General features: G+C 41.7%; 10 protein-coding genes and 1 tRNA gene. 6 read left to right on the top strand and 5 right to left on the bottom strand.

What is annotated here, in order from left to right:
* Window positions 1-362 precede the first annotated feature (362 nt).
* Window positions 363-2,090, top strand: a complete 1,728-nt coding sequence (locus H6G92_RS03475) for a ShlB/FhaC/HecB family hemolysin secretion/activation protein (protein ID WP_190890810.1) — start codon at window positions 363-365, stop codon at window positions 2,088-2,090.
* An 880-nt stretch (window positions 2,091-2,970) separates the two neighbouring features.
* Here H6G92_RS03475 and H6G92_RS03480 read toward each other — a convergent pair.
* Complete coding sequence (locus H6G92_RS03480) at window positions 2,971-6,360, bottom strand: two-partner secretion domain-containing protein (protein ID WP_190890812.1); 3,390 nt, start codon at window positions 6,358-6,360, stop codon at window positions 2,971-2,973.
* Window positions 6,361-6,761: 401 nt separating this feature from the next.
* Here H6G92_RS03480 and H6G92_RS03485 point away from each other — a divergent pair, with 401 nt between their 5' ends.
* Complete coding sequence (locus H6G92_RS03485) at window positions 6,762-10,106, top strand: S8 family serine peptidase (RefSeq protein WP_190890814.1); 3,345 nt, start codon at window positions 6,762-6,764, stop codon at window positions 10,104-10,106.
* Between the two features lie 472 nt (window positions 10,107-10,578).
* Here the strand turns inward: H6G92_RS03485 and H6G92_RS03490 are convergent.
* Together H6G92_RS03490 and H6G92_RS03495 are read right to left on the bottom strand one after the other, a co-directional pair.
* Window positions 10,579-10,652, bottom strand: a tRNA-Arg gene (locus tag H6G92_RS03490).
* Between the two features lie 33 nt (window positions 10,653-10,685).
* Window positions 10,686-11,783: a tocopherol cyclase family protein gene (locus H6G92_RS03495; protein WP_190890816.1), complete on the bottom strand. Its 1,098-nt coding sequence runs from the start codon at window positions 11,781-11,783 to the stop codon at window positions 10,686-10,688.
* A gap of 29 nt (window positions 11,784-11,812) precedes the next feature.
* On the opposite strand from H6G92_RS03495, the gene H6G92_RS03500 reads away from it, so the two are divergent.
* Window positions 11,813-12,424 carry a J domain-containing protein gene (locus H6G92_RS03500; RefSeq protein WP_190890818.1) on the top strand — a complete coding sequence of 204 codons (612 nt, stop codon included), beginning with the start codon at window positions 11,813-11,815 and terminating at the stop codon, window positions 12,422-12,424.
* A gap of 296 nt (window positions 12,425-12,720) precedes the next feature.
* Window positions 12,721-13,473 carry a hypothetical protein gene (locus H6G92_RS03505; protein ID WP_190890820.1) on the top strand — a complete coding sequence of 251 codons (753 nt, stop codon included), beginning with the start codon at window positions 12,721-12,723 and terminating at the stop codon, window positions 13,471-13,473.
* A gap of 511 nt (window positions 13,474-13,984) precedes the next feature.
* Here H6G92_RS03505 and H6G92_RS03510 read toward each other — a convergent pair.
* Both H6G92_RS03510 and H6G92_RS03515 read right to left on the bottom strand, forming a co-directional pair.
* Complete coding sequence (locus H6G92_RS03510; protein WP_190890823.1) at window positions 13,985-14,821, bottom strand: metallophosphoesterase; 837 nt, start codon at window positions 14,819-14,821, stop codon at window positions 13,985-13,987.
* Window positions 14,822-15,039: 218 nt separating this feature from the next.
* The gene (locus H6G92_RS03515; protein WP_190890825.1) at window positions 15,040-15,870 is read right to left on the bottom strand and encodes a metallophosphoesterase; all 831 of its coding nucleotides are present in this window, start codon (window positions 15,868-15,870) and stop codon (window positions 15,040-15,042) included.
* Between the two features lie 304 nt (window positions 15,871-16,174).
* Between H6G92_RS03515 and H6G92_RS03520 the strand changes: the two genes are divergently transcribed.
* Both H6G92_RS03520 and H6G92_RS03525 read left to right on the top strand, forming a co-directional pair.
* Complete coding sequence (locus H6G92_RS03520; protein ID WP_190890827.1) at window positions 16,175-17,344, top strand: DUF262 domain-containing protein; 1,170 nt, start codon at window positions 16,175-16,177, stop codon at window positions 17,342-17,344.
* Window positions 17,345-17,350: 6 nt separating this feature from the next.
* Window positions 17,351-18,403 carry an MAE_28990/MAE_18760 family HEPN-like nuclease gene (locus tag H6G92_RS03525; RefSeq protein ID WP_190890829.1) on the top strand — a complete coding sequence of 351 codons (1,053 nt, stop codon included), beginning with the start codon at window positions 17,351-17,353 and terminating at the stop codon, window positions 18,401-18,403.
* The last annotated feature ends 8 nt before the right edge of the window (window positions 18,404-18,411 follow it).

Here is an 18,411-nt window from a genome sequence, read left to right on the forward strand (position 1 = left end):
ATCGCGTATTTTTTTCTGACTGCATTTATTGTCTTATTTATCAAGATTAAAATGACCGAATTGGATCTTGATGATTGCATAAAGGTGCAATCATCAAGCAAACTATTATGGTATTTTAATTAAGTGATAATACTTATTATATATAGGACTATATTTTGATTGTTGAAAACATACTGAGGCAGGAAACCCTGTTTTATCAGGGTTCCATCTTAAATGCTGTTCAGAAATCAGATAGTATTCTTGTATCTATTTATTAATGCGATCGCTAAGTTAGTTGGTAGGAATAAACAGAACTATATTACTAAGTATAAATATACCTAAAACCCCTACAAATGACGAATCTTACAAACAATAGATAAACAATGGGTTCCTACCTCCGGTTTCAACAGCTTTTTTTCATCTTATTTTCCTGCATCAGCATCACTCCACTCGCAGTATTTGCACAATCTACACCCCCATCTGGAGTAACAATTCCCCCTGATATTCCAGGGAAAGTGGAAGAAACTATTCCTCAACCATCACCATCACCAACTATTCCTTCCACACCATCTGCACCAACTGACCGCATACTTCCATCACCCCCACAGGAAAATCTACCCGATACCACCTTTCCTAGTGGTGAAACTTTCTTTGTTAAAGAAATCCAAGTTATAGGCAATTCTGTTTTAGAAGATGAAATCATCAAGTTAAAACAACCCTTAGAAAATAAAGACATCACATTTGAGCAGTTATTGCAACTGCGATCGCAAATCACCCAACTCTATGTTGATAATGGCTATATCACCAGTGGTGCATTTATTTCCAACAATCAAAATGTCGCTAGCGGTGTCGTGCAAATCCAAGTTGTGGAAGGCGAACTTGAAGGAATTTCAATTTTAGGGTTAGAAAGATTGCAAGCTGCATACGTGCGTTCTCGGATTGTACGCTTGGCAGTTAAGCCTTTAAACCAAAAACGCCTTGAACAAGCGCTGCAATTATTACAACTTGACCCTGTGATTGAACGAGTCAATGCTGAGTTAACCGCAGGTAGCACTCCCGGAAGCAATATTTTACAGGTGACAATTACCGAATCGCCACCATTCCACGCTGGGGTTGTCTTTGCAAATAACCAATCACCTAGCGTTGGTTCAGAACAAGGGACTGTTTTTATTGCTCACGATAATTTCTTAGGGTTTGGGGATAAATTCAATGCAGAATATGCTGGTAGTGAAGGTTTAGACATTTACAATATCGGTTATTCTATTCCCTTTAACGCCTTAGATGGAACCATTGGTGTCCGCTACAGCAATAGTGCTAGCCGCATTATTGAAAGCGAATTTCGTGACTTGGATATCCGTAGCGAAGCCGAAACCCTTTCTTTTAATGTCCGTCAACCGTTAATCCACACACCAAATAGCGAATTTGCTCTAGGTTTGGCATTCGATTTACGGCGCAGTCAAACCTTCATCCTCAATGATATCCCCTTCTCCTTTACCGAAGGGCCCGAGGATGGGGAATCAAGAGTTACGGTAATTCGCTTTTCGCAAGATTGGTTACAACGTAATGCTAACAGTGTTTTAGCGGCGCGATCGCAATTTAGTTTTGGGATTGATGCAATTGACGCAACCGTCAACGATAGTGGTACTGACGGGCGTTTTTTCTCTTGGGTGGGACAATTTCAATGGGTGCAACGGCTATCTCCCCGCATCTTGATGCTGGCTAAAGTTAACACTCAACTTACTCCTGATTCCTTACTGTCACTGGAAAAAATTAGCATTGGAGGAGTTGATACAGTGCGCGGCTATAATCAAAATCAAATTGTTGCTGACAATGGGGTAGTTGGAGGTGTGGAAGTTCGTATTCCCCTAGCATCGAATGTGGAAACATTACAGCTAATACCATTTTTTGATATCGGTACAGCTTGGAACAATCGCGGTGTTAATGCCGACCCACAAACCATTGCTAGTCTGGGGTTGGGTTTGAACTGGCAACCTTTTAACGGTTTGGTATTGCGTGCAGACTATGGTATACCATTGATGGGCACAAGCGATCGCGGTAATTCACTGCAAGATAATGGCTTTAATTTTTCAGTCCGCTATCAGCCGTTTTAATATTACCTCCATTTAAATATTTATAATTAACGTAGTTAAGTGAACGTTAAAAGGGCGATTGGAAAACCCACGGAGGTGGGTTTTAAAGCTCTATTCGTTAAGGGTTAAGTTGATACTACCGTGTTCGGTTAAATAATTGGGAGGTAAAACTCCGCATATAACGAGAAATTTCTCTGTTTTGCCTTCCTTGTAGCAACTTCTGCCTTCCCTGTAGCAGCTTCTGCCTTCACGTTTCCGTGTTTCGCGCAGTCTGTAGCAACTTCTGCTTTCCCTGTAGCAGCTTCTGCCTTCCCGTTTCCGTGTTTCGCGCAGTCTGTAGCAACTTCTGCTTTCCCTGTAGCAGCTTCTGCCTTCCCGTTTCAGTGTTTCGCGCAGTCTGTAGCAACTTCTGCTTTGACTTTATTAGAAGCAGACTCGCGTTACAGCCATAGCGCTTCTCGAATGGATGCAATATACTTTGACCTCTCTCTAAAACTCTCTTCTAAAAGGAGAAAGGCTTTGAATTTTACTCCCCAACGCTAGCTCTTAAGGGGCTGGGGGTTAAGTCTGTATTTCATGCAATTGAGAACTGCTACATTTCAGTTCAGTAGACCACATTTGCCGTAGGGACACAGCATTCTGTGCCCTGACGATAGATATAGTTCAAATACATGAAAGCTGCTATAGGAATCATATTTGATTTCTGAAAAAATCCAAGTATTTGTAGGGTGTGTTAGGCGTAAGCCGTAACGCACCATTCTTAAGGCTTTGGTGCGTTACACTGTCGCTAACGCACCCTACGTATCTTTTCAAAAATCAAATACTAGTCCTATATAGGCAAAAGTTGCAACCCATTGCAACCTATATTCCAGACTTTTTGTCTAGCATCTAAATCTATACATTAATTAGAACATTCTCGACTCAATAGTAGCTGCCCATTATTTAGCCGATATAAACCTTGCGGTTCAATAATCGGATCGCCTTTCTTCCAAGGACAGGATGTAATTTCGATACCTCTAACTTCACCAGTTGTGTAGTTAGAAACCAAAACACCAGGACGATTAGTGGTTATTGCACCAGAACCTGTGATAGTAAAAGAGTTTTCTTGTCGCTTTGTGCCGCGTGAAATGCAACTATTGGCGATTAGTGTATTGGTGTCAATGGCTGGGGGTAATTCGGTGAAGCTGTTTTGAAGGGAACTGGTATCGGGTGCGTTAATGTTGATGGCACCTGAAACGCCTTGTTCGGAACTAGCGGTAATATCACTTTTTTTGGTTGGCTTTGTCCGCGACTCAATACCGAAGATACCTTGCGAGTTGATTTGGACTCTTCCACCTGTTCCAGTGTATGCATTGGCGCTGATATCGCTGTTTTCTTCGGGGCTGGCGACGATGAATTTAGAGTTGATGTTGATATTACCGCCGTCGCCACCAGCTTGTGCCCTACCTGCGGTGGTTGAAATTAAACCGCGATCGCGCAAAAATAATAAATCAGCGATATCCAGGGTGATATTACCACCATTACCTGCATTCGTGAAAGAAGCGATCGCACTGCCTTTACCAAGAACTTCCAGAAAATTAGCCTTAATTCTAATATTTCCAGCGTCACCTGTACCTATGCTGGCGGAGACAATTTCAGCATCATCACGTACAATCAGGCGATTGCTAGTAATATCTATATCACCGCCTTGACCATTAGCCCCTTCGTCAACTGATGATATTAAGCCAGTTGCAGACTCACTGTCTGAACCAGTAAGGATAATGCTATCAGCTTTTACCGTTAAATTACCTGCATTCCCATTTCCCTGAGTTGCCGATGATATCTGCGATTCTTCTTGTACATTTAATAGTTGAGTTTTGATGCTGATATTGCCTGCGTTCCCCTGAGCTTCGTCGTCAACCTGAGTTATAACTTTGCTATTTCCACGTAAATCAATTTGATTGGCATTAATCGTAATATTTCCCGCATTACCTTGATTGAATGTAGAGGCAGAAATTTCTCCGTTATTGCTGAGGTTTAAGCGCCCTGTTGTAACATCAATGTTTCCCCCAGAACCAATTCCCCCCGTTTGTAATTCTGCAAATAAACCTGATGGTGCAAATGAACCATCTAGTCGTTCTGCACCAACCCCAGTAATATCAATAGAATCAGTGGCATGAACTACCAAATTACCCCCTTGTCCGCGTCCCCCTCCGAATACTGAGGTTGAGATGTTTCCACCATTACTCAACCGCAAGCGCTCTGTGTCAATAGTTATCGTGCCGCCCCGCACATCGGCATTACTTCCAATCACATCCGAGGTTAACTCACTGAGATAAGAAAAACCCCCTAATCGAGACAGAACTTCTTGTGCAAGAGGCTCAGACAAAATTTCTTCCGCAGCAGGGTTATTTAGTGTGAACTGTTCTTTGGGTACGAAAACAAACCCGTCCAATTCTACATCTTTGGCGCGGATGGTAATATTCCCGGCATTACCACTGCTCCTAGTAGATGAAGTGTTTATATGTCCTCCTTGAGTTAGGGAGAGTCGAGGTGTTTCAATCGTTACATTGCCCCCATTTCCTGAGCCACTATAAGTATTGCTTGATATATAGCTGTTGCCGCTAATTCTTACATATTCACTAGCTTTAATCAAAATGTTAGCTGCATTTGCACTGCTAAAAGTATTTGTACTGACATAACCCCCATCTTTGAGATTGAGTCGCTGGGTTTCAATAGTAATATCCCCTGCTGTTGCTTGAGTTTTACTTCCAAGTGGTGTAGCAATACCTGTAGATATATTACTTTGAGTCACCTCAACCGCATTCCGAGCCTGAATGGAAATAGAACCGACACTTCCACCACCAGATGAAAGTGCTGTCACTCCTCCTCCAAAGAAATTGTTTTGAACTCGCAAAGTGCCTGTTTCAATCCGCAGATTACCTGTTGAACCCGAACTCAAGCTTCCGAGTCTTAAAGAAGCTTGGTTAGTGATATTGACAGCATCTGTAGCTCGCACTGTCAAGTTTCCTGCATTACCTGCACCTCCTGATATAACAGAGACAAAGCCGCCATTGATATTAACAGACTCGGTAGCATTAAGGGTGAGGTTTCCACTATTACCTGCACCAATGGTATTTACCACGATACCACTGCTATTTTGTGTATTTCCATCTCCGGTAATTGTGATTTTCTCGGCATTGATAGTAACATCACCACTCGAACCTGTGGCTGGAGCGCCGCTACTAGAAAAAATCCGACTGCTGTTAGTGAGAGTCACTGCATCGCTGGCTTGAATTTGAATATTACCCCCCCTCGCTGCACCAAAAGTAGCGCTTTGAATTGCAGAGTTGTTATCCAAACTAAGTTGAGTTGCATCAACTACAATCGAGCCACCATTGCTACCGTAAAGAAAGGAACCATTTAGCTCAATTTTTCCGCCAAATAGCTCAATTGCACCATTTACACCTGTAGCGAAAATTGTTGCATTTGTTAAGCTGATGGGTGCTCGTCCAAAATTTTCTGGTAACTTAAAACCCAAGGAGGAGCCATTAACATTCAGCCCAACGGTTGTATTTCCTCCGACTGCTCCCAATTTCACTTGTCCATTTTGAGTAGACAAAAAACTATCATTCAAGGTGATTTCACCGCCTATCAATGCTAAGGTGCTGCCAGAACCAACATCCAAACCACCAATAATATTTCCCCGCGAATTCCGAATCACTGCTTGACTAGTAATACTTCCGGGTTGCGAACCAAACTGCAAGCCAATTGGGACATTGATAGCCAATAACGGCGGTGCTTGTGGATTTGTGGCGCTAAATTCTACCCCATTGTCAAAGACTAAGCTATTTGCTGTCGTTCCCAAAAAAGAACCATCCACATCTAAACTGGCACTTTTTCCAAACACAATGCCATTGGGATTTATCAAGAATAAATTTGGACTAGAATTACCAAATGTGCCCAGTCTCCCCAAAATTTCTGAAGGGTTATTACCTGTCACCCGTGCCAAAATATTCTGAATATCTGCGTTAGGACTGAAAAAATAACCCCCACGTCCCTCGCTGATATTAAATTCTTGAAAGCTGTGAAAAAGATTGCCACCGCGAGTTGCACCACCAGTAATGACTTCAATTGGTTGCCCCCGAAAGTTGTCTATAACTTGAGATGACTCAGCCCCAAGTGTGTTATCAGGCACGATATTGCTTTGCTGTGCCTGGGTTTCGCTAGTGACAAGACTTACACTTAAGCAGCCCAGCAACCCTGCCAATCCGAACTGCAAACACCTGTTTAAACCGTATTTGATCGTCATTGGGTGCGATTTTATATAGATTATTTGAGTATCTAATAGAACTGCACCTTTAGATAATAAATCAGCGAATCTTCGTTAATTATGCAGTTTTCTGCAATGGTGCGATCGCTATTTTTCAATAACTAAAAACTCATCGCTTCACAATACAACAGTCTAAATTGCAATACAGTTTTCTGCACTATTACATGCATGATGATGCTGGTGTCGATACTCAAACTTGCATCGTGATTTGCATAAAAGCTGAAGGATTAATTTCTGTAATTTCTTTACTGTGTGAATTAACAAAGATTTTAAGCGTCAAAAAATAGCAATCAAGTCTGAGTCATCAAAAATCAAGCACTCCAGCTTATTTGCCTAATTTATCAACATCTAAATATTTCTACAATTCAAGAGACAAACTTATGCCTACTTTTCCTAACGATCCCTTATTTCCGTATCAATGGTATCTCTACAACAACGGTCAACTCGGTGGTACTCCTGGTATGGATCTTAACGTAGTTAATGTTTGGGATGACTATACAGGGCGCGGTGTTGTTGTCGGTGTTTTCGAGGGGGGTGGAGTTGAATACAACCATCCTGATTTAGCTCCAAATTACAATACTTCCATCGACTATGATGGCGTTACCAACAGTGGTAATCCTTACCCTCTACCTGGAGAAAGCGGTCATGCTACTTCTGTTGCAGGTGTTATTGGTGCAGCAGCTGGAAATGGCATTGGTGGTGTGGGTGTAGCCTATGGCTCTACCTTAGCTTCCTTCCGGTTTAATTACGGAAATCTTGATAGCCAGATTAGAGCATTGCAGCGCTTACGCAATGTTGATGTCGCCAATAATAGCTGGGGTAGCACGTCAATCTTTGGGGCTAATTTTCTCAATCCTGCATTGGCTCCAGTAGCCCAAGCTATTCAGGATGCTGCCCAGTTTGGGCGTAATGGATTAGGAACTGCAATAGTTTGGTCAGCTGGAAATAGTCGCCAAGAAGGTTTGAATACCAATTACTCTAACTATTCCAATTCCCGTCACGTCATTACTGTAGCGGCACTCGAAGATGATGGTACAGCATCTTTTTACAGCACTCCTGGAGCTTCTATTCTTGTGTCAGCTTTTGGCAGTGGGGTTCCTGGTAGTATTGTGACTACAGATCGCCAAGGATATGAAGGCGATGCTATTGGAGACTATACTGGGGAGTTTAATGGTACTTCTGCTGCTGCACCTCAAATTTCTGGGGTAGTTGCTCTGATGCTAGAAGCCAATCGCAACTTAGGTTATCGAGATATCCAAGAAATCCTTGCCTATTCTGCCCGTCAAAACGATCCTAATAATTACGGGGGGTACCCATACATTTGGCAATACAACGGCGCTAAAAACTGGAATGGCGGAGGTTTACACGTCAGTCACAACTATGGATTTGGCTTAGTAGATGCTCATGCTGCTGTGCGTTTGGCAGAAACCTGGCAGAAACAGAGTCGATTTGACAATGAGCAGCGTCTTTCTTTTAGTTCAGGTAATTTAGGCTGGGTGATCCCGGATAATAATAACACAGGAATTAGCAGTACTTTTACTGTAGGCGGGGGTTTAGAGATTGACTTTGTTGAAGTAGAACTCAATGTCACTCATCCCTATCGAGGGGATTTGGTTGTATCCCTGATTTCTCCAAGTGGAACTGAGAGTCTTTTGGTTTATCAACCAGGCAATAAGGAGGACGAGGGAGATAATATCGTATTTAAGTTATCCAGTACACAAAATTGGGGAGAAACCAGTGCTGGCAACTGGACACTCAGAATCAAGGATTTAGGCCCATCAGATATCGGCATTTTAAACAGTTGGAAATTAAATTTATATGGGGATGCAGATACAGCTAATGACACTTATTTCTACACTAATGAGTATGGCATCTATGGCGCAACTACGCTAAGTGACAGTTCTGGTACTGATACAATTAATGCTGCGGCAATTACTTCTAATTCTTACCTCAACCTGAATCCAGGTTCTACAAGTATCCTTGAAGGAACTAACTTAATTATTAGTACAGGAACTACCATCGAAAATGCCTTTACTGGCGATGGTAACGACACAATTATTGGAAATAGTGCTGCTAACCTTTTGTCTGCTGGTAGGGGCAATGATACTCTTGATGGTGGCGTGGGTAATGATACTCTCAAAGGTGGTAGAGGTAACGATACCTATATAGTTAATAGCTCTGGAGATGTCGTTATCGAAAACGCTAATGAAGGTACAGACACGCTTCGGTCATCTGTTACTTATACTCTAGGCGCTAATGTAGAGAATCTAACTCTTACAGGTACAGCCGCAATTAATGGCACTGGTAATAGTCTCAATAATGTGATTACGGGTAACAGCGGCAACAATAACCTTAATGGTGGCGCTGGCAATGACACACTCAATGGTGGTGCTGGTAATGATACGCTTTATGGTGGTACTGGCAATGACACTTTAAATGGTGGTGCTGGTAATAACACACTCTACGGTGGTACTGGCAACGATCGCTATATATTCAACAGTGATAATTATATTAGTATCACTGAATACATTGGTGAAGGTGTAGACACAGTTGAGTCTGCCTACACCTTTAACTTAGGTGCTGCTGATCTTGAAAACCTTGTTCTCACAGGCACATCTGCTATTAACGGCACTGGTAACAGTCTCAATAATGTGATTACGGGTAACAGCGGCAACAATAACCTCAATGGTGGCGCTGGTAATGACACACTCAATGGTGGTGCTGGTAATGATACACTCTACGGTGGTGCTGGCAATGACACACTCAATGGTGGCGCTGGCAATAACACGCTTTATGGTGGTACTGGCAACGATCGCTATATATTCAACAGTGATAATTATATCAGTATCACTGAATACGTTGGTGAAGGTGTAGACACAGTTGAGTCTGCCTACACCTTTAACTTAGGTGCTGCTGATCTTGAAAACCTTGTTCTCACAGGCACAGCTGCTATTAACGGCACTGGTAACAGTCTCAATAATGTGATTACGGGTAACAGCGGCAACAATAACCTCAATGGTGGTGCTGGCAATGACACACTCAATGGTGGCGCTGGTAATGATACGCTCTACGGTGGTGCTGGCAATGACACTTTAAATGGTGGCGCTGGTAATAACACACTCTACGGTGGTACTGGCAACGATCGCTATATATTCAACAGTGATAATTATATCAGTATCACTGAATACGTTGGTGAAGGTGTAGACACAGTTGAGTCTGCCTACACCTTTAACTTAGGTGCTGCTGATCTTGAAAACCTTGTTCTCACAGGCACAGCTGCTATTAACGGCACTGGTAACAGTCTCAACAACACTATTACAGGTAACAGCGCTAACAATACGCTCAACGGTGGAGTAGGTAATGATATCTTGACCGGTGGTACTGGCAACGATATACTGACGGGTGGTGCAGGTAGCGATCGCTTTACGTTCAATTCTCGTAATCAAGGTAATGATAGAATTACTGACTTTAGCGTAGTTGATGATACTGTTATTGTCTCTGCGGCTGGTTTTGCTGGCGGATTAGTTGTCGGTGCAGCGATCGCGGCTAGTCAATTTGTGATCGGTACAACAGCCACTACAAGTAGTCAGCGATTTATCTACGACCGAAACAACGGTTCTCTGTTCTTTGATCAAGATGGCACAGGTGCGATCGGCAAAATCCAATTTGCTACACTCAATACCGGACTGGCCTTAACCAATGTAGATATTTTTGTGACTGCATAAAGACTTTAAAGGATGTTTGAAAAGTCCTCTTGTCGGTATCAAATAGTTTTAGTTCCCCCTAAATCCCCCTTTTTAAGGGGGAATTTGATTCTGGTTCCCCCCTTAAAAAGGGGAGCCAGCGCGGTCTTCTCTGCGAGACGCTAAAAGCGATAGCGCAGCGTCTCGTAGAGAGTGTCTGGGGTCTCCGCAAGTGGAGCGACTGGCATGGGTTAGGGGGGATCTAAAAGTGCTTAAAGTCACTGCGAAACACTTTTCAAACAACCTCTTACAGACTCAGATCCTTGATAAAATTTAATCAGATGAGTTATGTGTATAAGTGTAATCTTACGTACTATTGATATGGTGTTAATAGGGATTGTTTGGAGATATGACTGAGCAAAATGGTTACGCAGTAATGTTCTTCAGCAACTACGGTAAAAATAAAATCCCTATAACTTCCTATTAGTCAAGGTCTTAGGGATTTTTTTGATTACGGGACTGGTGCGGCTCGAACGCACGACCTGACGCTTAGGAGGCGTCCGCTCTATCCAACTGAGCTACAACCCCAACTACGAAGCATATATAATTATAGCAGTAGTTTTAGCGAGACTGCCAACAATCATCCCAAGAGCCGCCGCCTACTTCTAAACCACAAAGAAAACTTTCTGCTTTCAAGATTATTTGAGATTTTCTCCCATTTAGTTCTCGTAACTCTAAATTTAACTTTCCTTGCATGGTGTCTCGGCAACAGTATCTTAAACCTTCTGCTGTGGGCGCACGCAGAGGTGTTCCAGGTAAATCTGTGGTTCCTGTCAACTCAATTTCATAATTAGAGTTAGTAGCTTTCATTCGCCATCTACCCCAAGGCTGAATTTCCCAATCTACTTGTGAATTCCAGGGAACGAATTCATAAAATTTGCCTTGATAGTGCAACCCAATCATCGCTACAGATTCCATCCACCACAGCACACCCCGTCGCCCACCGCCAGCAGTTAGCGCTAAGTCGGGTTCGCCTTCAAAGCAATTACAATTTAGCCAAAACCATTTTTGAGGAAAAGCACCACCCCAATTTTTCTCGCCGTAGGCTGGGGCGTTGGTGAATTCGTAGATTTTGCCATTCCAGTCAATCTTTCCACTGGCTAAACCGTGAGCCATCAAAATTTGCCATCCAGGTTCAAAAATCTGTGAGAATGAGAGCCAACCTGCGGTTGATTGCTGAATGCTATTTTGATTACCCCAACCGTATACTGGTTGAATTTCATACTCCCAACGGCAATAATTATTGGTGGCGCGATCGCAAATTATTCCCTGATTTAAGGTGGCTGTGGCTTGATAACCTTCTTGAACATGATGCTCAAACTCTGCTGGTAGAAGGTATAGAGGAGAAATTTGCAAATCTGTTTTACCCCAATGACCTAAACCCAGGACATCTCGACTACCCCAAAATTTATTCACATCAGGAAAAGTACGACATAAATACTCATCATCTGGGCCGAGAACTTGGGCTGCACCACCACTGTGGGGTTTACCGCCGATGGGGTCTTCAATGGAGTACATAAAGGCGAATGTTTGCCCAATTTCCGGTAAAGTAACGCGGTAATACCAGCCTTCAAAGAAGCGGCGACTACTACCATCCCAGTGATAACCAGAATGGGGCGTTTGGGTTGATTGGAGGAGATTTAGGGGAATAGTTAACATATATCTATATAGTTGCCGATTTTTTCAGTATGCGCGATGACCTCGATATTGATCATGCTTATGAAATTCTTGGGCTGGAACCCGGTGCATCACAAGCACAAGTAAAGCGAGCTTACCGTCAACTGGTGAAAATTTGGCATCCCGATCGCTTTTTTGATCAAAAGCAAAAACAGGAAGCTGAGGAAAAAATCAAATCAATTAACGCAGCTTATAACAAGCTCAAATCTGAAAGTCCATTTGAGCCTCCTACTCCTGAAAATCCATCTTCATCTTCGCCTAAAAATCCCACAAAAATATCTGTCAATCGGTGGGATGCAGAAACTTTCTATACTTTAGGAGTAGAGAATGCCACGGTAGGAAGGTATGAGGATGCGATCGCAGATTTTACCCACGCAATTCGTCTCAATCCTCACTATGTTGACGCATATAAATACCGTGGGCTAGTTTGCTCTCAACTGGGATACGAATATAGAGCCGCTTCCGATTTAAATAAAGCCGCACAAATAGAAGAAGAGTTAAAAAATCCACGGGCTGTGCGTACATCGCGATCGCCTAGATATGTATCAAAACCTAGACCTTTGGTCGAAAGATTTTGTCAAAGGATAAAAAGTTTACTGCGCCTAAATCGGCGTTGGAGATAAAAAGTGAATGCTTTAATTAAATAATTGAAGCAAATTACCAGATTTTTTATCAATGCATCACCTGACAGTTTAATAACATCCATCTTTGGGATACTCTTTCTTTTGATTAAGTATTAACTCCCTAGAGATAGAGCCACTTGTCTGATCTCAGAGGTTATTCTGATAGTTACCAACAATTGGGTAGCAAATAAAACTCAATATTTATCAGCAACATAGATTTTTAAATTCATTAAAACCTCTTGTTCTTACAAAGCTTTAATTTGTCAATATCTTATCGAGGAGTTAAATCAACAGCTATGTCTATTCCCAATGAACGCGAAAGCAAAAACAGTGAAGTTAAGCAAGAATCTTACACTGATGCTAATGGTAATATTCACACTGACTTGACGCGAACAACTGAAACAGTCAAGAACAGCACAGCTAATCCCAACTCTTACACTAACGGTTACGTACAAGGCCGAAATACTGAGCGTAGCTACCAGCAAGCTGATTTAGCCGAGCGTGACAATGACAATGCTAGTCGTGGTTTGCTGTTGGGTATTATTGTTACTTCCCTAGTTGGTTTGATTGTAGGTGGAGTCTGGTACTTTAACCAACGTAATAACGCTGCGGTTGAAACGACTGTGCCGGTCGTGGTTCCTGTACCGAATAATAGTAGTCCAACTCCTAGTGCTTCTCCTCAACCACAAACGAAGATAATCGAAACAATCAGGGAAGTACCTGTTCCTGTCCCTGTTCCACAACAGCAGGTTATACCTCCATCTGCACCTCGCCAACCGGATATTAACATTACTATTCCACCCCAGCAGCCTGCGGCAGAAAAAGCGCCTTCTGCAATCCAGCCAAGTCCGAAAGCAACACAAAGTCCGGCGAGTCCAACTAGTATTACTCCTAGTTCGCAGAACGAGACTTCTAATACTGTCGCTCCAGGGACGAAAAATGATACCTCTAAAACCACTCCACCTCAAGGAGTAGATCAGCCAAACAGTACATCTAATAGTGGTTCTTCTACCGCAGATGATACTACTACAGGGGGTTCTGCTCAATAACGGCTTCTGAACTTTCAGCCCACTTGATAATGCTGGCATTAACGCCAACATCTACCAAGTGGGAATATTCTTAAGCAATATTTCTGAATTGTTGCGATAAATTAATGGTATTCAAGTTTGGTAAACACATCTTGTAGCTAAACAAACATGATGCTAGATTAAGAGCAGGGTACAAACAGGTTAAAAGTTACCAAAAACTTTCAAGTTAGAGCCTGTACCTCCTGCTCTAATATTCTTGCGATCGCTCTGAAGTTGTGGCATCCATTGAATGTGTTTCGCCTTAAGTTCAATGAGTTGTTTTGGAGGTTTTAAAACGCACTGCCAGAAAATGCCTGCCTAGTTGGAATGTTAGGATGTGCAATTCTGAGTATAGCGATCGCGAGTACTGTCCACCTTAGTCGAGTTACTTACTTCTGAATTCTCCAATCTTCAAGAAACCGCCCCAAGCTGCTGATATTTATCCATCGTAGCTTCCGGCGGTTTCTGCTTTGAGTAAATAAAAAATTTAGAATTATTCATGACTAACTAAGGTAATTACAGTAACTTCTGGCGGACAAAATAAACGTCCTGGTTTATAAGTTCCTAAACCCCGATTGACATATAGTTGATTTTCTTCTATTTGGTGAAACCCTTGCGCCCACTCCCAATATCGCACCACTTTAGAACAGTCTCCCAGGAAAAATGTTACCCAACGCCGCAATTTTTTGGGAATTTGTTTGAGTAGTTTTTTATAATAGAGTACTAAAGGGCCAATACCAGGAATTACGATGTGACCACCGTGAGTATGACCAGATAATTGCAAATCTACGCGCCATTGTTGCAATATCTTGGCTGTATCTGGGTTATGAGATAAAACAATGCGGGGTGTAACAGAATCTAGTTGATTCATGACTGGTGCGGGTTGAAATTCCCGTGACCAATAATCAGCTAGTCCTACTAATGGTAATTCTGTTCCTAGTGGATAGGCGATTTCGTTCCAAAGCACATGCACACCAATGCTAGTTAACGCCTGTGTCACTTCTGCTTTTGAGTGGCTGTAATAGATATCGTGATTACCCAGTACGGCGTAGATACCACAGCGGCTTTGCAGATGTTTGAGTCGAAGCACCAATTGGTGAATTGGTGTCGGATCATCAGTTACATAGTCACCAGTTAATAAAATTAAATCTGGTTCAGCTTCATTAGTAAGTGCGATCGCTTTTTCTAACATATCTTCCGACAGCCGCAAGCCATCGTAGTGAAAATCCGACAACTGCACTAACGTTGTACCTTGTAAAGATGCTGGAAGTTCCGCAATCTTAACCGTTATTTTATCTACTCTTAAATGTCCCGTAAATAACCAATGCATAAGGCAACCGATACTCCTCATACCAGCGCTTACAGCTTACCAAAAATCAAAATGTAACTGGATAAACTGCAATAATTTATGTCATATACTCCAAATATAATTAACTAATTAGCTGAAATCTGAAAGCTAAACTAAAAAAACCTTGCTTTAATTTGCAGGGATTCTTTAGCTAGAAGACCTACTGTGATAGCGTTCTTGAATTTTGAAATTTGAATTACCTACTCACCTTGTAGGGTGATTATAGTAACTTCTGGGCGGCAAAATAAGCGTCCTGGGAGGTAAGTTCCCAAACCACGATTGACATATAGCTGATTTTTTCCTAGCCGATGAAAACCCTGTGCCCATTCCCAATGGTTGACTACAGAAACATTGACTTCCAAAAATGGCACTCGACGGCGCACTGCTAGGGGCATTTTTTTTGCAATCTTGCTATAAACCAATGCCGCCGGGCCAAGTCCGGGAATCACAATTTGACCACCGTGAGTATGACCAGATAATTGTAAATCAACTCGCCATGCTTGCAGTATCTCCGCAGTATCTGGGTTGTGGGATAAAACGATGCAGGGTGTGTCGGGGTTTAGTTGATTCATGACTGGTGCGGGTTGAAATTCCCGTGACCAACTATCCGCCAGTCCAACAAGTGGCAATTCTTTACCTAGTGGATAGGCAATTTCGTTCCAAAGGACGTGAATTCCAATGCTAGTAAGGGCATCTGTAACTTCTGCTTTTGCGGGTTTGTAATGTATATCGTGATTGCCAAGAACAGCATAGATACCACTGTGACTTTGCAGATGTTTCAGTCGAAGTACCAATTGGTGAATCGGCGTAGGATCGTCCGTTACGTAGTCACCAGTTAATAAAATTAAATCTGGTTTAGCTTCGTTAGTAACTGCGATCGCTTTTTCTAACATATCTTCCGACAGCCGCAAACCATCGTAGTGGAAATCTGACAATTGCACCAGTTTCTTACCTTGTAACGATGCAGGCAATCCTGCAATCTTAACCGTCAATTTCTCTATACTCAACGGCCCAGATAACAACCAATGCATAAGACGTTCAATAAACTTTAATCATAGCGCTTACAGCTTAACGAAACATCATCGCTTTGTGTGTGGCGACCAGTGCAACTTATTGAAAATTTCATGAAATCTGTAGATTTGAACGTATTTATACTCGTTTAAGTTAAATACAGCTTTCCTATTAACTGACATCAAAGTACATTAGCTACCCGCTAGTAACCCTAAAGCTGTTCATAACATTCAACATCATAAAACTTTGCTGTATGATAAAGCGCTAGGCTATATTCAGCTAGTTTAATATCGTATCACGATAGTCTTGTGGAGGATGTAGTCAATGCAACTTGCACCAAATGAAGAACAGATGTGGAAAGCATCAGCATTCCAGAGCCGCATCCAAATGTCTGAGAGTGAAATTAACGACAAGTATGAGTCTGGTGAGCAAAGAATACTCACTGAAATGAACCGTGAAAAGCTTCCGAGTTTTGTCGAAGCACTAAAAAAGCCTGGGTATATGGATGTGCGCCCTTTTTACCAAAGGAGAGATCGGTGGGATGAGAAGATGCAATCACGACTTATCGAGTCTTTTTTGATCAATATTCCTGTTCCTCCAATTGTTCTTTACGAGAAAGAGTTTAACTTTTATGAAGTAATGGATGGTCAACAAAGAATTACGGCCCTTCGGAATTTTTACGAAAACCGTTTAAAATTAACAGGGCTTGAACTTTGGCCAGAACTTAATGGACGTACCTATGCTACTCTTCCTACAAAAATTAGAGCAGGGATTGATCGTCGCTCCATATCATCTATAGTTCTAATTACAGAGTCAGCATCTAATCCTGAAGAAGCAATGCTTTTAAAACAGCTTGCTTTTGAGCGTTTAAACACTGGTGGTATAGCACTAAGTCAGCAGGAGGTACGTAACTGTTTGTATTATGGCAAGTTCAATCAGCTATTACTTGATTTGGCAACTAATTCTATATTTGCAGAGGCTTGGGGAATTCCCTTAGACAGTAAATTAAAACTAGTTAAAAATAATTTATACAAAAAAATGGAAGATGCTGAATTAGTTCTTCGCTTTTTTGCTTTACGCCATGTCAATGACTTCCGTACAGGGATGGAGGGATTTCTTGACCTCTATATGATTAAGAGTTTAAAGTTTTCTGAAGAAGATATCGATATCCTAAAAAATATTTTTATCAGAACTGTAGATTTAGCGCACAAAATATACGAAGAAAATTTATTCAAGCCTTTTGATCCTAAGACTGATACCTGGAAGGATAGTGCTTATAAAGCCTATTATGATGCCGTTATGGTTGGGTTTAGTAGACATTTGGACGAAGCAAATATTTTAATTGAGCAAAAGCCAAGAGTAATAGAAGAGACAAAGAAGTTGTTTATACAAGACAAATCAAAGCTTTTTACAGGTGCCGGAAGAACTAAAGCTGATATCCAGAAAAGAATCGGATTGTTCGATGAGATGCTGTCTAAGATCATCGCCGAGTGAAGAGCGATGTTTCAAAATATTTTAATGACAGTAACAGTTAATATTTCTACTGTTCGTTCTATCATCAAAACTAATGATCGCCTCAGAGAAATTTCATTTGGCTCAGGTGCTGTAATAAAACAAGAGTGCCATGAGGGAAGCGAATTGGTTCTTGGCACATTAATGCAGGATATCCCCAAAGTAAAAGAGTGGCGAGTTTACGATCACTGTGCCGTGGTAACACGACTCTACGCCATTTATGAGCGCTTTGTAGAAGACTTAGTTAGCGATTGGTTAGTCCTTCTGCCAGCATTGTTCCCACTGTATTCAGACTTAGAAGATAAAATCCGAAATACTCACCAGATAGGCGTTGGAAGATTGCTGCTTGAACTAAAGAAAAACAGGTATGAACACCTCTCTCTAGAAGAAGTTATTCGTGGGTTATTTCATGGAGTTACTGGTGAAAAAGATTATGATATATTACCAGATGCATTTCTCTTTCATGAACAGAACTTACGTAGAGAACCATTAGAGAAAATGTTGACAGAAGCAGGTATACCAAATTCATGGGGCTGGGTAGAAAAGCATAGAGCCGTAAAGTATTTTTTACAAGAGATTAGAGGAAATCAAAACACTGTGGAAGGAGAACTTAATGAATTAATTAGCTATCGGAACGACGCAGCCCACGGATTTCCTGACGATGTTCTAGGTTCTAATGCACTATTAGAATTGTGTGATTTTGTGGAGACGTTGTGTCAAGCACTTGCTGAGTTGGTCACTTATAAGGTTATTGAGCGCAAGAAATTAATAGGTCAAGCCAAGGAGATTGGTAGAATTACTGAGTGGTATAAGAAGCACAAAGCTGGGGTAGCAAAGGTTGAGGAAACGATTTTATCAATCGGAAGTAGTCTTTTCCTGGTTAACGAAGGGTCATCTTGCTGCTATTTGGCTACTATTGAGAGCATTAAGATTGATGATATATCCGTTGATGAGGTGGAAACAATTACGGGAATGGAAGTTGGGTTGAAATTTGATGTGGATGCTAAAGAAAAGTTGAGCCTGTATCGATTAAACATTTAAAATGGGAT

It is taken from the genome of Nostoc foliaceum FACHB-393 (genome assembly GCF_014698505.1).
Classification (GTDB): Bacteria; Cyanobacteriota; Cyanobacteriia; order Cyanobacteriales; family Nostocaceae; genus Nostoc; species Nostoc foliaceum_A.

What these genes read in the sequence shown, in the direction of transcription:
- H6G92_RS03475 (WP_190890810.1), top strand. Translation starts at nt 363, where the DNA reads ATGGGTTCCTACCTCCGGTTTCAACAGCTTTTTTTCATCTTATTTTCC.
- H6G92_RS03480 (WP_190890812.1), bottom strand. Translation starts at nt 6,360, where the DNA reads ATGACGATCAAATACGGTTTAAACAGGTGTTTGCAGTTCGGATTGGCA.
- H6G92_RS03485 (WP_190890814.1), top strand. Translation starts at nt 6,762, where the DNA reads ATGCCTACTTTTCCTAACGATCCCTTATTTCCGTATCAATGGTATCTC.
- H6G92_RS03495 (WP_190890816.1), bottom strand. Translation starts at nt 11,783, where the DNA reads ATGTTAACTATTCCCCTAAATCTCCTCCAATCAACCCAAACGCCCCAT.
- H6G92_RS03500 (WP_190890818.1), top strand. Translation starts at nt 11,813, where the DNA reads ATGCGCGATGACCTCGATATTGATCATGCTTATGAAATTCTTGGGCTG.
- H6G92_RS03505 (WP_190890820.1), top strand. Translation starts at nt 12,721, where the DNA reads ATGTCTATTCCCAATGAACGCGAAAGCAAAAACAGTGAAGTTAAGCAA.
- H6G92_RS03510 (WP_190890823.1), bottom strand. Translation starts at nt 14,821, where the DNA reads ATGCATTGGTTATTTACGGGACATTTAAGAGTAGATAAAATAACGGTT.
- H6G92_RS03515 (WP_190890825.1), bottom strand. Translation starts at nt 15,870, where the DNA reads ATGCATTGGTTGTTATCTGGGCCGTTGAGTATAGAGAAATTGACGGTT.
- H6G92_RS03520 (WP_190890827.1), top strand. Translation starts at nt 16,175, where the DNA reads ATGCAACTTGCACCAAATGAAGAACAGATGTGGAAAGCATCAGCATTC.
- H6G92_RS03525 (WP_190890829.1), top strand. Translation starts at nt 17,351, where the DNA reads ATGTTTCAAAATATTTTAATGACAGTAACAGTTAATATTTCTACTGTT.